Origin of the sequence: Sphaerisporangium sp. NPDC051017 (assembly GCF_040683095.1) — a bacterium.
Taxonomy (GTDB): Bacteria; Actinomycetota; Actinomycetes; order Streptosporangiales; family Streptosporangiaceae; genus Sphaerisporangium.
The window spans coordinates 195,057-215,357 of the sequence record NZ_JBFBCI010000005.1 but is presented as its reverse complement, the minus strand read 5'-3'; the positions used below and the strand labels follow the sequence as shown (position 1 = coordinate 215,357).

The following is a 20,301-nucleotide window of genomic DNA, read 5'->3' as shown; positions in this document are numbered from 1 at the left end:
CGCCGGACATGGGGGATAGGTATGGCATTCCAGGCCGGGTCACGTCGCGCAGGAGTCATGGTCGGCGTCGATGCCCCGCAGGGCCTCGGAGTCTTCCGGCCGCTCGGCCTTGAGCCCGTTCCAGTCGTCCCCGAGCGTCACCACCAGCCGTGAGGTACTGGCCCCCGGGACGAGTTTCGTCGTGGAGGTGGTCAGATCCTTGGTCAGGGTCGGCACGCGGGAGGCTCCGCCCGGCGAGTACAGGATGACGGTGTGGGGGTAGGGCTTGCGTGCGGTGTCACCGATCTTGGCGACGTGGTAGCCCCGTTGCTCCAAGGCGGCGGCGACCTGATTCGCCAGGCCGCTGCGGTAGGTGCCGTTGCGCAACTCGATCTGGACCTTGGAGCGAGGCACCTTGGTCTGGCCGCCCTTGACATCCGCTCCCGCGAGGGTCTTGTCCCCTGCCACGACGCGGAACAGGGTTCGCGCCTGCGGCTGAACCCACTCGACGCGGCCGGGGTGAGCGAGGGAGTAGCGCCATGGCGTGGTGATGAACCGGATCTGCCCGGCCGCCAATCCCTGGACGCTGTCGGCCAGGTCCTTCATGACTCCGGGGGTGAGCTCGGGATCGGTGGTCACGGACTTGGTCGCCGCGTCGAGAAAGCCCAGCAGGCGGGCGGGATCGGTGAGCGTCTCGCCGCTCATCACCTTCTTGATCATCGAGGCGATGAACATCTGCTGCCGCTGGATGCGGCCGATGTCGGAGCCGTCGCCCAGGCTGTAGCGAGCGCGCACGTAGCCCAGGGCCTGTTCTCCTTTGAGGGTCTGGCGGCCGGCGGGCAGGCGCAGCAGTGCCTTTCGGTCATTGATCGGTTCGGGCAGGCAGACCTCGACGCCGCCGACCGCGTTCACCATGCCTTTGAATCCGGTGAAGTCGACCTTGACGAAATGGTCGATCCGGATGCCGGTGAGCGTCTCGATCGTCTTCCAGGTGCATCCGATGCCGCCGCTGTTGAAGGATTCGTTGATCATGCCGAGGTGGGGTCGCCGGCCCGGCAGCTTGCCCTTCGCGCGGCAGGCGGGCAACGGGACCAGGGAATCACGCGGAAAGCTGATCACCATCGCGTTGTCGCGCTTGGACGACAGGTGGGCGAGCATGATGGTGTCGGTGCGCTCGCCGTCGATGTGGTGCCCGTACTTGGCGTTCTTGCCGTCCCGCTGGTCGGAACCGACGATCAGCACGTTGAGGGCGGTGGTGGTGGCCTTGGGCGGGCGGGTCGCGCCGAGATCGTCGGCGGTCACGTCGATGTGCTTGACGTTGCCGCTCAGCTTCACGTAGACCGCCACCACGACGCCGACGATGACGAGTACCACCGTCATCACGATCGCCACGACCCACCACAGCCAACGCCGTCTACGGCGCCGCGGCGGCGCCTCGGCGGGCGCGGGAGGGCGGGTGTCCGCAAGCCCGGTGCTCAAGTGAAACTCCATGGAGACGAAGCCAGGGGCGCTGCCCTGGAAGGATTCCCGTCGGCTCCTGGAGCCGCGTGCGTAGGTTCCGCGATGAGACCCGACGTCGCCGGCTCAGCGGAGCCACACGTCGTAGGCATGCAACATCCACACCAACGTCCACATCGCGATCGCCGCCAGTCGCTGGGACCTCCGGCCGAAAGCGGTTCGTGGGTGTGCGGCCGCCATACTCCCCTCCCCGTGCCAGGACTCAGCCGGCGGTGCCGTCCGGACGCGCCACGCCGTTGTCGCCGGCGGTGATCGCGCCTGAGGCGGCCCCCTGTCGCGCCCGAGGCTCCGATGACCGGCCATCGGCGTCGTCGTCCCTCATGGCCGCGGTCTCGTGTTTGAGGATGCGCAGCGACTGGCCTAGAGCCCGGGCCGCGTCCGGGAGCTTCTTGGAGCCGAACAGAAGGATCGCCGCCAGCGCCACGATCATCAGATGCCACGGCTCGAGGCCATTGCGAAGGAGCATGGGTCCTTCTATCCCTTCTCCCTGTCAGGGCACATGCCGGGCTTGGTCGCGCGTCTCGACGCCAAGCCCTCACACTTGCTGCATTGCGCAACTATACAACCTATGTCGCGCGCTTCAACAGGAGCCGCCATGGGATGAAAAGAAGCCGCCGCGGCCGGACCCCTGGCCGGTCCCACGATGAGCGCTCCGCGCGTTACCGCGAAGCCTCGGCTTAGGCGTCGTCCCCGACCACTGCGGGCAACCGTTCGGCGGTGGACGCGCGCCTCGCGAGAGCGAGCGACGCCAGCGCGCCGCCGTACAGCGCCACCACGACGGCCAGCACCATGTAGAAGGTCGCCGGCAGCGTGGCAAGTCCGAGGAAGGCGGCGGCAGGGGAAAGCGGCAGCAGGATTCCAATGCAGGCCAGAGCGCCGATCGCGACGAAGAGCGGAACAGAGACAGCTCGTCGCCGGCGCAACAGCAGCATCATCAACGCCTGGGTGAGCAGGTTCTCGACGAACCATCCTGAGTGGAAGAACGCCTGTCCGCCGGCTTCGGTGGAGCCGGATACCACCGAGGCCAGCACGGCGAAGGTGGCCAGGTCGGCCATCGCGTTGAGCGAGGCGAAGCCCACGACGAAACGAAGCAGCCCTCGCGGCATCAGCCGGGAAGGACGGCGCAGCGCCGCGGGGTCGGGCCGATCGAAGACGAAGGCGAGCTGTGCCGCGTCGAAGCACAGGTTCTGCACCAGGACCTGCATCGGAAGCATGGGCAGAAAGGGCAGGAACAGCCCCGCGCCGAGCATCGCGATGACGTTTCCGAGGTTGGACGACAGGACCACGCGCAGGTAGGTGACGATGTTGCCGGTACTGTGGCGGCCGACCAGGATCGCGTGGCCGATGGCGGCGAGGTCTTTGGCGGCCAGCACCACATCTGCGGCCTCGCGCGAGACATCGACGGCGTCACGTGGGCAGATCCCGACGTCGGCGGCGCGCAGAGCGGGAAGATCGTTGACTCCGTCCCCCAGGAAACCGGTATTGTGACCGGCTTCCCGCAGGGCCTGCACGATCCGCGCCTTGTGGTCGGGGGAGCATCGGGCGAAGACCGTCGTCCGGCCGGCCAGCTCACGCAGGGCCGCGTCGTCAAGGCCGTCGATCTCGTCGCAGACGACGACCACACCTGGGTCGATGCCGAGATCACGACAGACCTGCGCGGCGGTCGCGGGATGGTCGCCGGTGAGGACCTTGACGGTGACTCCGCGACGGGCCAGGACGGCGAGCGCGTCGGCGGCACCGGGCACCGGAGCGTCGCGCAATGCCACGAAGCCGAGAAAGATCAGGTCCTGCTCGTCCTCGGGGCCGTACGGGCCGGTGCGCCCCGGACGCCGCGCGATGGCGACGGCGATCAGCCGCCGCCCTTCCCCGGCCTTCTTCTCGGCGAGGTGGTGCAGCCGGTCCAGGGTGGCGGCGTCCAATCGGTGATCTGTACCCGCGGTGCGCGCCCGCGTGCACCGTTGAAGCACCGACTCGACGGCGCCCTTGACCACCAGCGTCTGCGAGTCCGCGGATCCAGGATGGTGCACCACCGCGGAGGAGATGCGGCGCACCGGATCGAACGGCAGGGCCGCCACACCCTCGAACCCCTCGAACTCCTCGGTGGCCTGGAGGATCGCCTCGTCCAGAGCGTCCGGCGACGGCAGGTCCGCGAGCTGTAGCGTCCATAGGCTGTTCACGGCCGCCCAGCGGAGTACCTGCTCATCTCGGCGGCCGTCCGGCCCGATCGCGCAGTCCACGATCGGACGGTCTTGGGTAAGAGTGCCGGTCTTGTCCGTGCACAGGACGGTCATCGCACCAAGATCGTGCAGCGCGGGCAGCCTCTTGACGATCACTTCTCTGCCGCGCGCCAGCGCGGCCGAGCCCCGCGCCAGCGCCGCGGTCACGACGACCGGCAGCATCTCCGGCGTGAGCCCGACCGCCACCGCCACGGCGAACGGCAGAGCTTCCAGCCCTCTGCCACGTAGGACGACGTTGACGATGAGGGCGAGCGGTGGGATGAGCACCATGAACCGGACCAGGCTCCAGGAGATCCCGTTGACCGACCGATCGAAGGCCGACGCCGCCCGCCTGCCTACGGGCCGCCCGGCTCCGGCGAGTCGCGTGTCGGCGCCGGTGGCGACGACGACCGCCAGAGCACTGCCGGAGACGACGCTGGTGCCCTGAAAGCAGAGATGGGGCAGGGCGAGCAGGTCACCGCCAGGTGCCGGCGCGTCCGAGGCATGCCTCGCGACGGGGCCGGATTCCCCCGTCAGGGCGGCCTGGTGGACGGTCAGCCCGCTGCAGCGCAACAGCCGCACGTCCGCGGGCACCAGGTCACCCGGACCCAGCTTGATGACATCACCCGGCACCAGCTGCTCTACCGGGATCTCCCGCGACACCGGCGTCCCGCCCACGTGTACCCGTCGCTGAACGGTCGCCGTGGTGGGAAGCAGCCGCCGAAGAGCGGCGGTCGAGCGATCGGCGCGATACTCGCCGCTGGACCTCAGCACGCAGCTGATCGCGACCAGCACCACGATGACGCCGGCGGTGCCCCATGCCGCGATGGCCGCCGACACCAGTCCCAGGCACAGCAGCACCAGCGTGAAGGGATCGCGGACGCTCCGCACCAAGCGCCGCGGCCACGACACGGGAAGTGCCGTCGGTATCGTGTTCTCGCCGTGGCGCAACAGGCGCTCCTCGGCGTGCGCCTCCACCAGCCCGCGCAACCCCGTATCAAGCCGCCTGAGCACCTCGAACCGCGTGAGCGGCGCCATGGTGGCGGCGGTGGGACGCTGGATCGGCGAAGCGAGGTCCGGGCAGACCGCCGGAGCGTCAGGCGCCCAGACCACGGGCGCGCCCTGGTGTCCCGCCGTGATCGGCCCGGTCGGCGCGGTCGGCGAACCGGCCCACCAACCACTGGACCATGGCCACCACATCGGGGTCGTCGACCAGGTAGACCACCCGGCGGCCCTCCCGCCGCGACCGCACCAAGCCTGCCAGCTTCAATTTCGTCAGATGCTGGCTCACAGCCGGCAAGGCGCCCCCCACGCGCTCCGCGAGCCCGCTCACGTCACTCTCGCGCTGCGCCAGTGCCCAGACGATGTGCAGCCGCGCGGACGACGCGAGCAGGCCGAATGTCGCGGCGGCCTCAGCCAGCACCTCGACGGGCGGATCCTGGAAGTCACCGCCACTCGTCGCCACCGTCACTCCCCATCCGCCCAGGACCTGCGCTCATCTCGCAAGAGCCCAGTGTAGGAGCGGCGAGGGATCCATGGACACGTGGCGACAAGGCGGATCGGACGGCGTCGATCGATGGGTTCAGGACCCCGGCCGGCCGGACTCGTGACCCCGCGCCGGAGAACACCTGGTGTCAGGGCGAGGCGGTGAGGCCGCTTGGCGATCGGAGGGTGGGTCGACCACCAGGAGAAGCGGGACGACGCGGTGGGGACCAGGCCCATCGCCGGGACCCGTGCGGCCCTCAGGTCCTTGCGGGGGATCGCGTCGCGGTCGGCGGCCTTGAGAAGCGTGGCGGCGAGCAGCGCGGGCTGCCCCCCCACCGATCCCCCGCGCGCCGTACGAGAGGCGCTCTGACGGCTACTACCCCGGGGCATGGGTGGCCGGATGAGGACACATAGCCCTCGGTGATCGGCGGGGCGCGTCAGGTGATGTCCGATAGGGTGATCGCAGTTGCACGGTGAGTCATCTTCGCCGCAAGGTTGGACCGCAAACAGACGGTGAGGCATGACGACCACAGGTGCCCTATCGGCATCCCTGCCGCGAACGCTGGTGAGGCCCATGACACCGTCCATCCGTACGGTCCGGCTCGCATCCATGCCGGTCCCGTCGAGTTACGGTGAAGTCATGAGCACGCATGCGCTGGAAGTCCGCCTTCGTGAAGGCGCGGAGCGCATCGGCGTCACGCGCCTCACGGAGACGTTGACCCAGGTCAAAGTGGCGCTTGAAGAAATTGACCGGGTGTACCTGTACAGCCGTACTCCCAGGCCCGAATGGGTGGTCCAGCAATTGGCCCAGCAGGGGCACGATCTGCTGGTCAGGCTTACCGCCAGAGAGTCGCGAGGGCGGGAGTGGCCTTCCCTGGTCGCGCCGCTCAACGCGCTCGTCGCCGGGGTAGAGACCCTGCAGCGGGAACCCGAGCTGCCGCAGTACTACACCGAGTCGACGCTGGAACGGCTGCTGAAGATCGGAGAGCCGGGCGCGGGAGTCCAAGAAGTGTCTTTGGCCACGGTGAACGATACGGTCGGACATCATTTCCCGATATCCGAGCCGGTACGCCAGAACGCGCGGCAAGCCGTCGCCGGCGCGTACGACTCGCTCGGTTCGGTGGCGGGCTGGCTCGATGAGATGAACGCACGCCGGGTGGCCAAAGGGGTACTTCGCGTCGGTCTTTATGACCCCCTCACTCGCCGGGCCGTCACGGGCGTACTGGCTCCGGACATGGAAGCGGCCATGCAGCGGTTCTGGCGTCAGCGGGTGCTGGCGCGTGGCCTGATCACGAGAAACAAACGGGGCCAGATCGTCCGTATCAGGATCGACCACATCGAGCCGCTTCCGCAGGACGACGACAAGCGCGCCGCGGTGTCCGAGTTGCTGGGCGCCGACCCGGATTGGCTGGGCGGCCAGGACGTCGACGCCTACCTGCATGAGGAACGTCGTGCCTGAAGGCCCGCTGCTCTATGTCGACTCGGACGTTTACCTCGATCTCGTCACGCGCAACGAAGTGCTCAACAAGGCGACCAAGGTCGCTCGCTGGGAATCCGCGCGTGTGGTCTTCGAGGCGGTGGCCGCCGGGCACGCGCGCCTGGCCGCATCACCTCTGATAGAGGCCGAGGTGATGGTCAATGGCGCCACGTTGGAACGTAGTAAGTCGTCCAAACGTGTGGCCGAGCTGCTGGCGACCTGGTTCGCCTCCCCGAGGACCCTTTGGGTTGACATCGATCGGTTTCTCGTCAGAGACGCCGTTCGATTGCGCGAGGAGTACGGAAAGAGCCATGTCGGGCCGAAGCCGTTCAAGTCGGCGGACGCTCTCCACCTCGCCGCCGCCTTACGAGCCCGCGCGCATTACTTCATGACGCACGACGAGGGATTCCCCATCGGTACGGTGATCGACGGCGTCGAGGTGATCCGCCCCGCGGTGGTCTGGCAGGAGACCCTGTTCCTGCAATAGGTGGCATTCTGACATTTCGAGCCCGGCGCTGACTCTTTCCATCCCTATGCGCGCGACTCTCCTCGCGCCGGCCCCTTACTTCTGCGTCATCGGTGGGGATCGTCGGCTGTCTGTGTTCGACGTACCTGGGGTTCGCTCCGTTGGTCTGGGACCGATTCGGGGCATCCACTTGTGATCAGCATACCGAGTATGCATACTCAGTATCCATGTCGATCCGTCATGGGTTGCTCGCGCTGCTCACGCAGGGGCCGCGTTACGGCTATCAGCTTCGTGTCGAGTTCGAGGCGTCGACGGGGGCGACCTGGCCGCTGAACATCGGGCAGGTGTACACGACGTTGTCGCGCATGGAGCGGGACGGGCTGGTGGCGCCCGGCGAGCAGGACGAGCAGGGCCGTGTCGTGTACGCCATCACGGAGAAGGGCCGGTCGGAGCTGCGGCGATGGTTCGGCACCCCCATCGTCCAGTCCGACCGGCCCCGGGACGAGCTGGTGATCAAGCTTGCCATGGCCGTCACCGCCGGGGACGTCGACGTGCGTCAGGTGGTCCAGGCCCAGCGAACGGCCACGATGCGCGGGTTGCAGGAGCTGACGCGGTCCAAGCGCGCCGAAGCCGGGGCCGCGCAGCGGCTGGTGCTCGATTCCATGATCTTCCACGCCGAGGCCGAGCAGCGCTGGCTGGACCACTGCGAGGCGGTACTCGCCGATGCGCCAGGGGGCCGAACTCCGCGGCCCTCCGATACGCGGAAGGCGGAGCGTCCGGGCGATTCGCACAGCTCGCAGACCGTTTCGCCGTTCACAAATCAGACTTCACAGGAGACCAACGATGACGAGTGATCGGGTCGTCCGGCTCGCGGACGTGACCCGCGTGCACGGGGACGGGGCGCGGGCCGTGCGGGCGCTCGACGGGGTGAGCTTAGAGGTGGCCGCCGGGGAACTGGTGGCCGTCATGGGCCCGTCGGGGTCGGGGAAGTCCACGCTGCTGAACATCGCCGGAGGGCTCGATCGGCCCACCACCGGCACGGTCGCCGTCGAGGGCGTGGACCTCGGGCCGCTGTCGGCGAAGGCGCTGGCGCGGCTGCGGCGCAGGCACGTCGGGTACGTCTTCCAGGACCTGAACCTGATCCCCTCGCTGACGGGCGAGGAGAACGTCATGCTCCCGCGCGAACTGGACGGCGTCCGCACCCGGCGGGCCCGGCGGGAGGCGCGCGAGGTGCTGGGGGAGGTCGGGGTCGTCGAGGTGGCCGGCCGCTTTCCGGATGAGATGTCCGGGGGACAGCGGCAGCGGGTGGCCATCGCGCGGGCGCTGGTGGGGGAGCGGCGATTACTGCTCGCGGACGAGCCCACCGGCGCGCTGGACACCGCCGCAGGGGAGGACATCCTGGCGCTGCTCAGGGCCAGATGCGACGCGGGCACGGCCGTCCTGCTGGTCACCCACGAGCCCCGCCACGCCGCCTGGGCCGACAAGGTGATCTTCCTACGAGACGGCGCGATCGTCGACCGTACCGACGGCGGCCCGGGCGAGGGTTCGAGTCGCGGCCTCGGCGGAGGGTCCGGCGAGGCCGCGGGCGATGGTCCAGGCGAGGGTTCGATCGTCGCCGGACGTCCGGGGGTCGCCGGATGAGCGGGCTGCGCGTTGTCCTGCGGGTCTCGCGCAGGGACGCCTGGCGCTCCAAGGGGCGAAGCTCGCTGGTCGTGCTCATGGTGGGCCTGCCCGTCATGGTGGTCACGGCCCTGGCCACCTTGATCGTGACCTTCGACCTGTCCCCGCGCGAGAACATGAGTGAGCGTCTGGGCGCGGCGGACGCGCTCATCTACGCTCCCGGACGGTGGTGGTGGGACCGCGTCCCGGTGACGCAGGACTACACCGGCGTGGGGGTGAACTTCGGCGAATCGCCTCTCGGCGCGAAGCCCGCGCGGCCCTGGACCGCCGAGGAGATCACCGCGCTGCTGCCCGCCGGGAGCAGGCTGATTCCGAGGACGGAGACCGTCGAGTACTACCGGACAGACCGGTGGTTCGCGGACACCCTCGTCAGCGAGATCGACGCGCGCGACCCCATCGCGCGCGGCGCCTACCGGCTCGTGAGCGGTCGTTTCGCTGCCGCGAAGGACGAGGTCGCCGTCTCGCGCAACTTCGCCCAGTACGGTGTCACGCTCGGGTCGACGCTGACGCTGACGGGCGAGACCCGTACCTACCGCGTGGTGGGGATCGTCGCCGATCCCCAGCGGAACAGCCGGCAGCTCGTCGTGGGCCTCCCCGGCTCCGGCCTGGCCACCACCACCGTGCCGTCGACGGAATGGCTCGCCGACACGCGTGAGCCGGTGAGCTGGGACGATGTCAAGCGGCTCAACGCGCACGGGCTGGCCGCCATGTCCCGCGCGCTGCTCCTCGATCCGACCCCGGAGGCCCTGCGGACGTATGAGGGCCCTTCGGGGCAGGAGTCGCAGGCACTGGTCTACGGATTGTCCGTCACCATGATTGTCTTGGAGGTCGTGCTGCTGGCCGGGCCCGCGTTCGCCGTGGGCATCAGGCGACGGCGCCGGGAACTGGCGCTGGTCGCCGTCCAGGGCGCCTCCGCGCCGCAGCTTCGCCGCATCGTGCTCGCCGATGGGTTCGTGCTGGGCGGTCTCGCCGCGGCGCTGGGCGTCCCTGGCGGGCTCGTGTTGGCATGGGCCGCGGACCCGCTGCTGTCGTGGTTCGGGCTCGAACCGCCCACGGGCCCGTTCGAGGTGCCCTGGGGGCAGGTCGCGGGGGTGGCCGCGCTGGGCCTGGTCAGCGCGGTGTTGGCCGCGGTGGTCCCCGCGCGTCAGGCCGCGCGCACCGATGTCGTGGCCACCCTTTCGGGACGTCGTGGCGCCGCGCCTGCCCGCAGGGGCTGGCCGCTCGCGGGGTTGGTGATGACGGCCCTCGGCGTGACGGTCACGTTCGCCGGCACGAGGGCGGGCCTGACCTGGTTCCTCGGCGGGGACGGGATCGTGCGCGACCCGTTGCCTCGTTTCCTCGGCGTCATCGCCGGGTCGCTGCTCACGATGCTTGGGCTGGTGGCCGTGACACCGTTCCTCGTGGGGGTGGCCGCGCGCCTCGCCGTCCGCCTGCCACTGCCCTTCAAGATCGCCGCGCGCGACGCCGCCCGCAACCGCGGGCGTACCGCTCCGGCGGTGGCCGCCGTGATGGCCGCCACAGCCGGGCTGGTGACAGTGCTGATCACCTCGACGGCCCATGACCAGGAGGTTCTTCGCGGCTACCAGGTGCCGGTCAAGGCCGAGGGTTCCCTGACCGTCAAAGGGCTGAGCGGCACGGGCGAGGAGATGCCGCTGGTCCGCGAGGCCGTGGAGCGGGCGCTCCCCGGAGTGCCGGTGATCCCGGTGCTGCGACCGTTCTACGAGGGGAGCAGAGAGTACAGCGTCGCCCTCGTCGGGGCTTCGTGCGGCGGTGACGCCGACTGCGGCAGCTTGTACAGCCTCACGGTGATCGGCGGCCCTGACGTTCTCCGCTACCTGCTGGGCCGCGACGATCCGGCGTTGGCCGCGGCCCTGGCGAGCGGAAAGGCCGTGGTGTTCCAGCCCGCCGCCGTCGAGGACGGGAAGGCGTCGCTGAAGATTTCGACCATGGGCGCCACGGACCTGAGAGAGATATACCGGCAGGCCGAGGTGCCCGCGGTGACGGCGACACTCGCGAAGGGACGGCGGACCGATGTACTGCTGCCGGTCTCCCTCGCCACGGACCTCAAGCTCGCGCCTCGTCTGGCGGAGCTGTTGATCGATCCGGCCGTCCACCGGGTCACCCTCGCCGAGGAGGATCGGGTCGTCCGTCAGGTGGCAGCCGTCACGCGCGTCGCTCAGGTCCGCGTCGAGCGAGGTCCGCAGCGGGCCGGGTCGATCGTCACGGTTCTCCTGCTGGCGGCTGCGATCACCCTCGTCCTCGGCGGGACGTTCGCCGCCACGGGGCTCGCCGCCGCCGATGCCAGGCCGGACGTCGCCACGCTCGGCGCCATCGGGGCGCCGCCGCGCGTCAGGCGGTTCGTCACGGCGGGGCAGGCGTGGTTCATCGCGGCCACCGGCGTGACCCTGGGCGCGGTGGTGGGGTTCGTCCCGGGTCTCGCCGTCACGTGGCAGTCCATGGCGGTCGAGTTCCCGCCGCACGGGTTCACCACGTACGTCCCGCTGTCGGAATTCGCGGAGCCGCCACCGGTCGTGATCCCGTGGACGCCGATCGTCGCGCTCGTGCTGCTGTTGCCGCTGCTCGCCGCGCTGGTCGCGGGCGTGTTCGCGCGGACGAGGGTCCCGCTCGCGCGGCGCGTGGAGTGACGGTGGCCGGGCGTACGGCGGTCACGTAGAGCCGGGCGTGTCAGCGCGGCGGTTTGCGAGGGTGGTCACCTGGCCGGGGCGGGGGTCGCCTTGGCCAGGTCGGTGGCGGTGAGTCTGTACTTCAGGGTCATCAGGATGCCGAAGAAGACGATGAAGGCCGGGATCACGGTCTCGGCGATCAGGACCGCCGTGACCGCACTGTCCGGCTGGGTGACGGGGTTCTCCGGGTCGGAGGAGATGAACCCGCCGGACGCGATCACCCAGCCGAACACCAGCGCGCCGAAGGCGCTGACCGCGCTCTCGGCGGCCGTCCACAGGCCGGTGAACACGCCGCCCCTGCGCTTGCCGCTGACGGCCGAGTCGTGGGCGATCACGTCGGCGAGCATCGAGAACTGCAGGAGCTGCAACCCGGCGTACCCGATGCCGATGAGCACGATCGCGAGGTGGGCGTAGAGGGCGCCGAGGGCGGGGGTCAGCGCCGTCAGCAGCGCGCCGGTCATGAACAGCGAGCTGGACAGGATCATCGCGCCGCGCTTGTCCATCTTGCGGGCGATCCATACCCACAACGGCATCGTGACGGCCATCGGCCCCACGAGCGCGGCGAAGAGCGTGCTGGTGGCCTTCGGGTCCTCGATGATGTAGGACGCGAAGTACGGGGCTCCGGCGAGCATCACGCCGACGGCGAGGGTCTGCGCGCTCGACAGGCCGAGCAGCCATAGGAACGGGCGGCTGGAGCCGGCAGCGGCGAGCGGCGCGCGCAGGTTCGCCTCGGGTTCGGAGACGCCGGTGAGCGGCGCGCGGGCCGTCCCGAAGAAGGACCCGAGCATCGACACCAGCAGGACCGCGGCGATGACCAGGCCCATCCGGCGGTAGCCGTCCAGGGAGTCCCCGGCGATCATGGGGGCGACGACGCCGCCGAGTGCGATCGCGAGCGCCACGAAGATCATGCGCCATTGGAGCAGCGACGTGCGCTCGTGGTAGTCGTCGGTCATCTCGGCGGGCATGGCCTTGTAAGGCACCTCGTACAGCGCGTACCCGGTCGCGGAGACCAGGAAGAACAGGCCGACGAACAGGGCGGCGGGCACGCCCTTCAGTGAGGGGCCGATGAAGGTGAGCGCGAAGCCGACCGGGAGGATCGCTGCGCCGCCGAGCAGCCACGGGCGGCGAGGCCCCAGCGGGAGATCGTGCGGTCCGACCACTGGCCGACCAGCGGGTTGATGACGAAGTCCCAGGCCTTGGGCGCGAAGACCACCACACCGGCCAGCCATGCGGGTACGGCCAGGATGTTGGTCAGGTAGAACAGCAGGAGCAGGCCAGGGATCGTGGTGAACGTCGCCGTGCAGAACGATCCGACGCCGTAGCCGAGCCGCACACCGCGCGAGACGCCGCGGACCGCGTGCGCCTCCGTCGAGGGTCCATTTGGTCATTACAGCCCAGCGCGCCCCCTGTCGCCAGCCGAATCAGATCACGACATTGAAACCATCGGACGTACCCGAACCCGCTGTGCCGGAGGCGCGGTCATAGGCCGTTCGGGGCGCGGCCATGGGCACGGTTCGGGGCGCGGCGGTGTTCTGGAGCCGGCACGCGCGAGGGTGAGGGACGATCCCTCGCGTGGGACGGTGGAAGAACATCGCCTAAAAGGCGCCCCGGACCCGCCGTGCCGGAGGCGCGGCCATTAACGCAGTCAGTGGTCGCGGACGTCGGCGCAGACGACGTGGGCGCCGAGTTCGATCATCCGGCGCTCGGTGTAGGCGTCGGCGACGCGGGCCATCAGCACCGGCGCCTCGCTCGCCGCGAGCTGCGGCAGGCGGGCGCGGACCATGCGGTGCAGGTCCCGCACGATGTCCTCGGCGGCCCGGGTGTGCACCTTGACGTGCAGCATGATCCCGGAGGAGCCGGAGACGGTGCGGGCCTCGCTGATCCACACGTGGTGCACGAGCGGGAAGTCGCGCAGCAACTCGGCGATGGCCACCCGCAGCGCGGGCAGGATCGGGTGGACGCACCGCTTGTACCCGGGGTCCACCTGCTGCATCGGGCCGGACAGGTGGGGCCGCGGCGCGGGGATCCACGGCATGGCCGGGGCCTCGGGCGCGCTGGGCGGCACCGGGGCGGTCAGCGTCTCGTTGCGGCCGTAGGAGCTCTCGTACGAGCCCTGTGTGGTCGTCCGCTGGGAGACCGTCGCCATGGCTCCGGTGGCGTAGGCCGTGGGCGTCGCGCTCGACATCGCGGTCGCGGCGGGGGCGCCCCGGCCGCCGCGCGTGGAGGCGAGGTAGCGTTGGAGGTCCTCGATGGGGACGGCCGCGGCGGCGGGCCCGGCGGCGTCGATGACGATCTCGCGTACGCCGGTGACGCGCTGGATGTCCAGGATCGTGTCGGCGTCGCAGGCCGACAGCGAGTGGTTGCCGCGGTGCCGGGCGTAGGTGCCCGGGCCCGTGTACCCGAGGAGGACGCGCTCACCCGCCTGCGTCGTGCCGAGGACGACGGAGCGGTCAGGCCGTACGGCCACCAGGATGCCCCATTCGGCGAGCGCCGCCAGGAGCCGGTGTGGGCTGCCGTGCTGCGCGAGCACTTCTCCGAGAGAGGGGTTCCCGATGCTCATACGACACACGATAGGTAGTGGGCCACAGGTTATGAGCCTAATCGTGAAGAAATGTTGCGATCAATACCAAGATGGCGGCTTGCGGATGGAATCAGCATGAGGTGGGTACCCGGCCCGGCCTTCAGTCGGCGCGGCGTGGGTACCCGGCCGCCCCCAGTCGGGTCAGGGCACTGTCTCGCATGGCGGACGCTAGTGAGTGCTTTCACAAGCACGGATAGACTCGAACCTTGTCCGTGCATCCGCACTTCCCAAAGGACCCACCCGTGAACAAGCCCGTCGTCCTGGTCGCAGAGGAGCTTTCCGAAGCAGGTCTCGCCGTGCTCGGGGCGGACTTCGAGGTCCGTCACACCGACGGCGCCGACCGCTCGCAGTTCCTGCCCGCTCTCGCCGAAGTGGACGCGCTCATCGTCCGCAGCGCCACCCAGGTGGACGCCGAGGCGCTGTCCCACGCGCCGCGTCTGCGGGTCATCGCCCGCGCCGGGGTCGGCCTGGACAACGTCGACGTCGAGGCCGCCACCAAGGCCGGTGTCATGGTCGTGAACGCGCCGACCTCCAACATCGTCAGCGCCGCCGAGCACACCGTCGCGCTGATCCTCGCCAGCGCCCGCAACGTCGCCCAGGGCCACGCCGCGCTGAAGGCGGGTGAGTGGAAGCGCTCCAAGTACACCGGCGTCGAGCTGGACGAGAAGGTCATCGGCATCGTCGGCCTCGGCCGCATCGGCCAGCTCGTGGCCCAGCGCCTCGCGCCGTTCGGCGTCGAGCTGATCGCCTACGACCCCTACCTCCAGCCCGCCCGCGCCGCCCAGATGGGCGTGCGGCTGGTGTCCCTGGACGAGCTGCTCCAGCAGGCGGACTTCATCACCGTCCACCTGCCGAAGTCGAAGGAGACGATCGGTCTCATCGGCGACCGCGAGCTGCACATGGTCAAGCCGACGGCCCGGGTGATCAACGTCGCGCGCGGCGGCATCGTGGACGAGGCCGCGCTGTACTCGGCGGTCAAGGAGGGCCGGGTCGCCGGCGCCGGCATCGACGTGTTCTCCAAGGAGCCGATCACCGACAGCCCGCTGTTCGAGCTGGACAGCGTCGTGGTGACCCCGCACCTGGGGGCCTCCACGCACGAGGCGCAGGAGAAGGCCGGGACGCAGGTCGCGCGCAGCGTCAAGCTGGCGCTCGCGGGCGAGTTCGTGCCGGACGCCGTGAACGTCCAGGGCGGCGCGGTGGCCGAGGACGTCAAGCCGGGCCTGCCGCTGGCCGAGAAGCTCGGCCGGGTCTTCACCGCGCTGGCCGGGGAGGTCGCCACCCGCCTGGACGTCGAGGTCCGCGGTGAGATCGCCGCCCACGACGTCCGGGTGCTGGAGCTCGCCGCCCTCAAGGGCGTGTTCACCGACGTCGTCGAGGACACCGTCACCTACGTCAACGCGCCGCTCCTCGCCAAGGACCGCGGCGTCACCGTCGAGCTGGTCACCAGCGACGAGAGCCCCGACTGGCGCAACGTCGTGACCGTCCAGGGCGTGCTGGCCGACGGCCGTACGGTCTCGGTGTCGGGCACGCTCTCCGGGCCGCGCCAGATCACCAAGATCGTCGAGGTCAACGGCTACGCGATGGAGATCGAGCCGACCGAGCACCTGGCGTTCTTCACCTACACCGACCGGCCGGGCATCGTCGGCATCGTCGGCAAGATCCTCGGCGAGCGTCAGGTCAACATCGCCTCCATGCAGGTCTCCCGGGACGCCAAGGGCGGCAAGGCGCTCATCGCCCTCACGGTCGACTCGGCGATCCCGGCCGAGGTCGTGGAGCAGATCGGCCAGGAGATCGGCGCCGAAGGCGGCCGCACGGTCGACCTCGGCGACTGACCGTCTCGTCCATGGATAGACATGGATAGAACGGACCGTCACGTCCGCGGATAGACCGGAAGGCCCGCGTCCCTCGGGGGGACGCGGGCCTTCTTCATCTCACATGGCGAGATAGTAGGTCGTCCTACGAGACAGTACGGCTACCGCCAGGTAGCGTGAAAGCGATGACGCGCCAGGTTCTCGTACTCATTACCTGCCGCGGCGGGGCCTGACAGGGCAGGCCGACGACCCGCCGCGGCGTTGTGGCGTTGGTCGGCTGTGAGTCCCCCCTCCCGATCCGTGACCCGGATGGGGTGGAGCCCCGGTCCGGATTCGCGACCGGAATCCGACGTTCCCGACCATCGCGTACGCCGCAGCGTGCGCTTCTCAGGGATTGAGGCGAAATGTACGAGATGTACCACTGGGACGCCCCCGAAGAGCAGCACCAGTACGAGGACGAGGCCCCGCACGCCGTCCAGACGGCCCTGGACCGGCGCGACAACGGCGGAGCCCCCGACCGCTGAGTCGCCCAGGCGGGAGCCCCGGGCCGCGGGACGACGGTGTACGCCGCCCCGCGCCCGGTTCAGAGGCTCCGGCCGGTTACGGCGTCCTTCAGGCTCGCGCGGTCGGCGTGAGCGCCAGGGCCCCGTACAGAGGGGCGTCGTCCATGCCCGAGCAAATGTGCCAGTCTGGGGGGCGTGGTGAGAATCGGCGGGACGGCCAGCACGACAGCGGTGCTCCGTGTCATGAACGAACGGGCTGTGTTCGCGGAGATCTTCAAGCTGGGAAAGGTCTCCCGGCCCGAGCTGGCCCAGGCCACGGGCCTGTCCAAACCGACCATATCCATGGCCCTCGCCGACCTCGAACGCGCGCGTCTCGTCCGTCCCATCGGCCTGCGCACCGGCAACGCCGGCCGTGCCGCCCTGCTGTACGAGATCCGGCCGCAGGCGGGCTGGGTGCTCGCCGTGGACGTCGGCCGCGAGTTCGTCCGGCTCGCCCTCGCCGATCTCGTGGGCGACATCGCCGCGCGCAGGGACGAGCACCGCAAGGGCGGCGAGACGCCCGGCGAGCTCGTCTCCTGGCTCGCCGGGCTGGCCCGCGAGCTCGTCGACGAGGCCGGGGTCGACCTCGCCGACATCACGCTCACGGTCTTCGGCACCCCCGGCATCCACGACAAGGAGACGTGCTCGCTGCAGCTCGCGCCGAACCTCCCCGGGTGGGAGCGGCCCGGCGCGATCGAACTGCTGGCGGGAGTCGCCGGCGAGGCGCCCTACCTCGTCGAGAACGACGTCGACCTCGCCGCCGTGGGGGAGGGGGCCTACGGCCTCGGCCAGGGCATCGCCCACTTCGCCCTGGTCTGGATCGGCACGGGCATCGGCATGGGCATCGTCATCGACGGCAAGCTGTACCGCGGCTACCAAGGGGCGGCCGGAGAGATCTCGTACATGCCCGTCGGCGAGGGCGACCCGCTCGTCAACCGGGGCCGCGGCATGCTGGAGTCCGTCGCCTCCGCCGACGGGGTCGTCGCCCTCGCCACGCGGCTCGGCATGCGCGGCGTGACCAGCGCCAAGGACGTCTTCGACGCCGCCCGCGCCGGGGACGAGCTCGCGGGCCGGGTCGTCGCGGCCGAGGCCGACCACCTCGCGCACGCCCTGGCCGGCGTGATCGCCGTGCTGGACCCCGAGATGGTGGTGCTCGGCGGCGGCATCGGCGTCCAGGCGGGCGACCTGCTGATCGGCCCGGTCACCGACGTCCTGCGCGACCTGGTGGCCCTGCGCGTCCCCATGATCAAGGCCTCCACGCTCGGCACCGAGGCCGTGCTGCTCGGCGCCATGGCGGTCGGCCTCACCACGGCCCGCGACCTGGTCTTCGAGCGCACGGTCGCCCAGGCGCCCCCCGGCTGACGCGGGCGCTCGATGTCCGGTGGCTGAGATAGTGTGTTCGTCCACCGAGACGGGCCGGTAAGGTACGTGCATGCGGGATTCCCACAACATCCGTCTGGCGGTCATCCCGGGCGACGGCATCGGCCGTGAAGTGGTCACCGAGGGGCTCAAGGTCCTGGACGCGGTCGGCCTCAAGCTCGAGACCACGACGTACGACCTCGGCGCCGCGCGCTACCACGCCACCGGCGAGACGCTGCCCGACGAGACCCTCACCGAGCTGCGCGGGTTCGACGCGATCCTGCTCGGCGCGGTCGGGGATCCGAGCGTGCCGCCCGGCGTGCTGGAGCGCGACCTGCTGCTCAAGCTGCGCTTCGAGCTCGACCACTACGTCAACCTGCGCCCGGTCAGGCTCTTCCCCGGCGTCGAGACCCCCATCGCCACGGCCCGCCCCGAGGACATCGACATGATCGTCGTCCGCGAGGGCACCGAGGGCCCGTACGCGGGGGCCGGCGGCGTCATGCGGCGCGGCACTCCCCAGGAGATCGCCACCCAAGAGAGCCTGAACACCGCCTTCGGCGTCGAGCGCGTCGTGCGGTACGCCTTCGAGAAGGCGGCGGCCAGGCCCCGCAAGAAGCTCACGCTGGTCCACAAGACCAACGTCCTCACCTACGCCGGCGACCTGTGGTCCCGCGTCGTCGAGCGCGTCTCGGCCGAGTACCCCGAGGTCGCCACCGACTACTGCCACATCGACGCCGCCTCGATGTTCTTCGTCACCCAGCCCCAGCGGTTCGACGTCGTCGTCACCGACAACCTCTTCGGCGACATCCTGACCGACCTCGGCGCCGCCATCGCGGGTGGCATCGGCCTCGCCGCCAGCGGCAACGTCAACCCGGCCACCCCGGGCTCGGAGTCGTGGGCGCCCAGCATGTTCGAGCCCGTGCACGGCAGCGCGCCCGACATCGCGGGCGAGGGCAAGGCCGACCCGACCGCGACCATCCTGTCCGCCGCCATGCTGCTGGACCACCTCGGGCTGGCCGAGGAGGCCGCCCGCGTCGAGCAGGCCGTCGCCGACGACCTCGTCGGGCGCCAGACGGCCTGGGCGAGGCGCTCGACCCGCGAGATCGGCGACGACATCACCGCACGAGTAACCGGCTAGGGGCCTCCCGACGCCGACCGACGCGCATGGTGGCCCCCGGACGGGCCGCCGTGCGCGTTTTTTCGCGTACCGAGGCCGCCCGTACAACCATTCGCGTCGAAGACCCCGCCGGCACACTCCCGTGTGTCCAAATGATGCAGTAGTTTCCCGTTACCCGGTCAGTCGCACAATGGATGCAGGCGAGACCACGGAAGAGAAGGATCTTCGACATGACCACCGCTCCCAAGCTCAGCTTCGACGCGCAGCTCTCCCACGCAGCTCGTACCCCGGCCGAGCGCGAGCGGGTACTGGCCGATCCCGGATTCGGGCAGACGTTCACCGATCACATGATCACGATCGAGTACACCGAGGGCCGCGGCTGGCACGACGCCCGCCTCGAGCCGTACGGTCCCCTCACGCTCGAACCGGCCACCGCGGTCTTCCACTACGCCCAGGAACTGTTCGAGGGCCTGAAGGCGTACCGGCAGGCGAACGGGTCGATCGTCGCCTTCCGGCCGTACGCCAACGCGGCGCGCTTCAACACCTCGGCCCGGCGCATGGCCATGCCGGAGCTGCCCGAGGAGGCGTTCGTCGAGTCGCTGGAACTGCTCGTGCAGACCGACCGCGACTGGGTGCCCACCACCGAGGGCCACAGCCTCTACCTACGGCCCTTCATGATCGCCACCCAGACGGGGCTCGGCGTGAACTACCCCTCGAAGTCCTACAAGTACATGGTGATCGCCTCGCCCGCCGCCGCGTACTTCTCCGGCGGTGTGAAGCCCGTCTCGGTGTGGCTCTCCCAGGACTACACCCGCGCCGCCCCCGGCGGCACCGGCTTCGCCAAGTGCGGAGGCAACTACGCCGCCGCGTTCGTCGCCCAGCGGCAGGCCGTCGCCCAGGGCTGCGACCAGGTCGTCTGGCTGGACGCGTTCGAGCACCGCTACATCGAGGAGATGGGCGGCATGAACCTGTTCTTCGTCTTCGGCGACCGCCTCGTCACCCCCGACCTGACCGGCACGCTGCTCCCCGGCATCACCCGCGACTCGCTGCTCACCATGGCCGCCGACCTCGGGTTCGCCGCAGAGGAGCGGAAGATCTCCATCGACGAGTGGCGTGAGGGCTGCGCCTCCGGCGAGCTGACCGAGGTCTTCGCGTGCGGCACGGCCGCCGTGATCACCCCCGTGGGCTCGGTGAAGGGCGTCGAGGGCGGCTGGACGGTCGGCGAGGGCATCCCGGGCGCCCTCACGATGCGCCTGCGCGAGGAACTCATGGGCATCCAGTACGGCACCCGCCCCGACCCCCACGGCTGGGTCCACAAGATCTGCTGACCCCCGACCCACCAGGCAGAACCCGGCCGCTCTCTCGCGGCCGGGTTCCCTCCTGGCG

The 20,301-nt window shown here is 70.1% G+C and carries 14 protein-coding genes and 1 pseudogene; 9 read left to right on the top strand and 6 right to left on the bottom strand.

The features are described 5' to 3' along the window. Positions 1–39: 39 nt before the first annotated feature. The 4 genes from AB0M95_RS07405 to AB0M95_RS07390 all read right to left on the bottom strand — a co-directional run bounded on the left by AB0M95_RS07405 (position 40) and on the right by AB0M95_RS07390 (position 5,178). The gene (locus AB0M95_RS07405) at positions 40–1,458 is read right to left on the bottom strand and encodes an LCP family protein (protein ID WP_363760767.1); all 1,419 of its coding nucleotides are present in this window, start codon (positions 1,456–1,458) and stop codon (positions 40–42) included. A 241-nt stretch (positions 1,459–1,699) separates the two neighbouring features. After that, positions 1,700–1,963, bottom strand: a complete 264-nt coding sequence (gene tatA / locus AB0M95_RS07400; protein WP_363760764.1) for a Sec-independent protein translocase subunit TatA — start codon at positions 1,961–1,963, stop codon at positions 1,700–1,702. 211 nt (positions 1,964–2,174) lie between these two features. Further along, positions 2,175–4,826 (bottom strand): magnesium-translocating P-type ATPase, encoded by a 2,652-nt coding sequence (gene mgtA / locus AB0M95_RS07395; protein ID WP_363760761.1) that lies wholly within the window; start codon positions 4,824–4,826, stop codon positions 2,175–2,177. Next, entirely contained in the window at positions 4,810–5,178 is a 369-nt protein-coding gene (locus tag AB0M95_RS07390; protein WP_358511831.1) for a metalloregulator ArsR/SmtB family transcription factor, read from the bottom strand. The genes mgtA and AB0M95_RS07390 overlap by 17 nt, the downstream gene beginning before the upstream one ends. Before the next feature lie 660 nt (positions 5,179–5,838). On the opposite strand from AB0M95_RS07390, the gene AB0M95_RS07385 reads away from it, so the two are divergent. From AB0M95_RS07385 to AB0M95_RS07365, 5 genes are all read left to right on the top strand, one after another. Further along, a complete protein-coding gene (locus AB0M95_RS07385; protein WP_363760758.1) occupies positions 5,839–6,657 on the top strand; it encodes a hypothetical protein in 819 nt (272 codons plus the stop codon). After that, positions 6,638–7,162: a PIN domain-containing protein gene (locus tag AB0M95_RS07380; protein WP_358511837.1), complete on the top strand. Its 525-nt coding sequence runs from the start codon at positions 6,638–6,640 to the stop codon at positions 7,160–7,162. Before AB0M95_RS07385 ends, AB0M95_RS07380 begins: the two co-directional genes overlap by 20 nt. A gap of 206 nt (positions 7,163–7,368) precedes the next feature. Continuing rightward, the gene (locus AB0M95_RS07375; protein ID WP_358511840.1) at positions 7,369–7,995 is read left to right on the top strand and encodes a PadR family transcriptional regulator; all 627 of its coding nucleotides are present in this window, start codon (positions 7,369–7,371) and stop codon (positions 7,993–7,995) included. Next, positions 7,985–8,782, top strand: coding sequence for an ABC transporter ATP-binding protein (locus AB0M95_RS07370; RefSeq protein WP_363760754.1), 798 nt, complete (start codon positions 7,985–7,987; stop codon positions 8,780–8,782). The genes AB0M95_RS07375 and AB0M95_RS07370 overlap by 11 nt, the downstream gene beginning before the upstream one ends. Then, entirely contained in the window at positions 8,779–11,466 is a 2,688-nt protein-coding gene (locus AB0M95_RS07365) for an FtsX-like permease family protein (protein WP_363760751.1), read from the top strand. Before AB0M95_RS07370 ends, AB0M95_RS07365 begins: the two co-directional genes overlap by 4 nt. A gap of 65 nt (positions 11,467–11,531) precedes the next feature. Here the strand turns inward: AB0M95_RS07365 and AB0M95_RS07360 are convergent. Both AB0M95_RS07360 and AB0M95_RS07355 read right to left on the bottom strand, forming a co-directional pair. Further along, positions 11,532–12,838: pseudogene (locus AB0M95_RS07360) on the bottom strand (MFS transporter). Between the two features lie 312 nt (positions 12,839–13,150). Next, positions 13,151–14,065: a hypothetical protein gene (locus AB0M95_RS07355; protein ID WP_363760748.1), complete on the bottom strand. Its 915-nt coding sequence runs from the start codon at positions 14,063–14,065 to the stop codon at positions 13,151–13,153. Between the two features lie 263 nt (positions 14,066–14,328). Between AB0M95_RS07355 and serA the strand changes: the two genes are divergently transcribed. The 4 genes from serA to AB0M95_RS07335 all read left to right on the top strand — a co-directional run bounded on the left by serA (position 14,329) and on the right by AB0M95_RS07335 (position 20,243). Next, on the top strand, positions 14,329–15,918 hold the full coding sequence (gene serA / locus AB0M95_RS07350) for a phosphoglycerate dehydrogenase (protein WP_358511855.1): 1,590 nt from the start codon (positions 14,329–14,331) through the stop codon (positions 15,916–15,918). 725 nt (positions 15,919–16,643) lie between these two features. Then, positions 16,644–17,801, top strand: a complete 1,158-nt coding sequence (locus AB0M95_RS07345; RefSeq protein WP_358511860.1) for an ROK family transcriptional regulator — start codon at positions 16,644–16,646, stop codon at positions 17,799–17,801. Positions 17,802–17,871: 70 nt separating this feature from the next. Beyond that, positions 17,872–18,936 carry a 3-isopropylmalate dehydrogenase gene (locus tag AB0M95_RS07340; RefSeq protein WP_363760744.1) on the top strand — a complete coding sequence of 355 codons (1,065 nt, stop codon included), beginning with the start codon at positions 17,872–17,874 and terminating at the stop codon, positions 18,934–18,936. 209 nt (positions 18,937–19,145) lie between these two features. Next, entirely contained in the window at positions 19,146–20,243 is a 1,098-nt protein-coding gene (locus AB0M95_RS07335) for a branched-chain amino acid aminotransferase (RefSeq protein WP_363760741.1), read from the top strand. Positions 20,244–20,301 lie beyond the last annotated feature (58 nt).

Excerpts from the sequence above, each read along its gene's own strand:
- tatA (WP_363760764.1), bottom strand. The coding sequence starts at position 1,963 with ATGCTCCTTCGCAATGGCCTCGAGCCGTGGCATCTGATGATCGTGGCG.
- AB0M95_RS07385 (WP_363760758.1), top strand. The coding sequence starts at position 5,839 with ATGAGCACGCATGCGCTGGAAGTCCGCCTTCGTGAAGGCGCGGAGCGC.
- AB0M95_RS07380 (WP_358511837.1), top strand. The coding sequence starts at position 6,638 with ATGAGGAACGTCGTGCCTGAAGGCCCGCTGCTCTATGTCGACTCGGAC.
- AB0M95_RS07375 (WP_358511840.1), top strand. The coding sequence starts at position 7,369 with ATGTCGATCCGTCATGGGTTGCTCGCGCTGCTCACGCAGGGGCCGCGT.
- AB0M95_RS07370 (WP_363760754.1), top strand. The coding sequence starts at position 7,985 with ATGACGAGTGATCGGGTCGTCCGGCTCGCGGACGTGACCCGCGTGCAC.
- AB0M95_RS07365 (WP_363760751.1), top strand. The coding sequence starts at position 8,779 with ATGAGCGGGCTGCGCGTTGTCCTGCGGGTCTCGCGCAGGGACGCCTGG.
- AB0M95_RS07355 (WP_363760748.1), bottom strand. The coding sequence starts at position 14,065 with ATGAGCATCGGGAACCCCTCTCTCGGAGAAGTGCTCGCGCAGCACGGC.
- AB0M95_RS07345 (WP_358511860.1), top strand. The coding sequence starts at position 16,644 with ATGAACGAACGGGCTGTGTTCGCGGAGATCTTCAAGCTGGGAAAGGTC.
- AB0M95_RS07340 (WP_363760744.1), top strand. The coding sequence starts at position 17,872 with ATGCGGGATTCCCACAACATCCGTCTGGCGGTCATCCCGGGCGACGGC.
- AB0M95_RS07335 (WP_363760741.1), top strand. The coding sequence starts at position 19,146 with ATGACCACCGCTCCCAAGCTCAGCTTCGACGCGCAGCTCTCCCACGCA.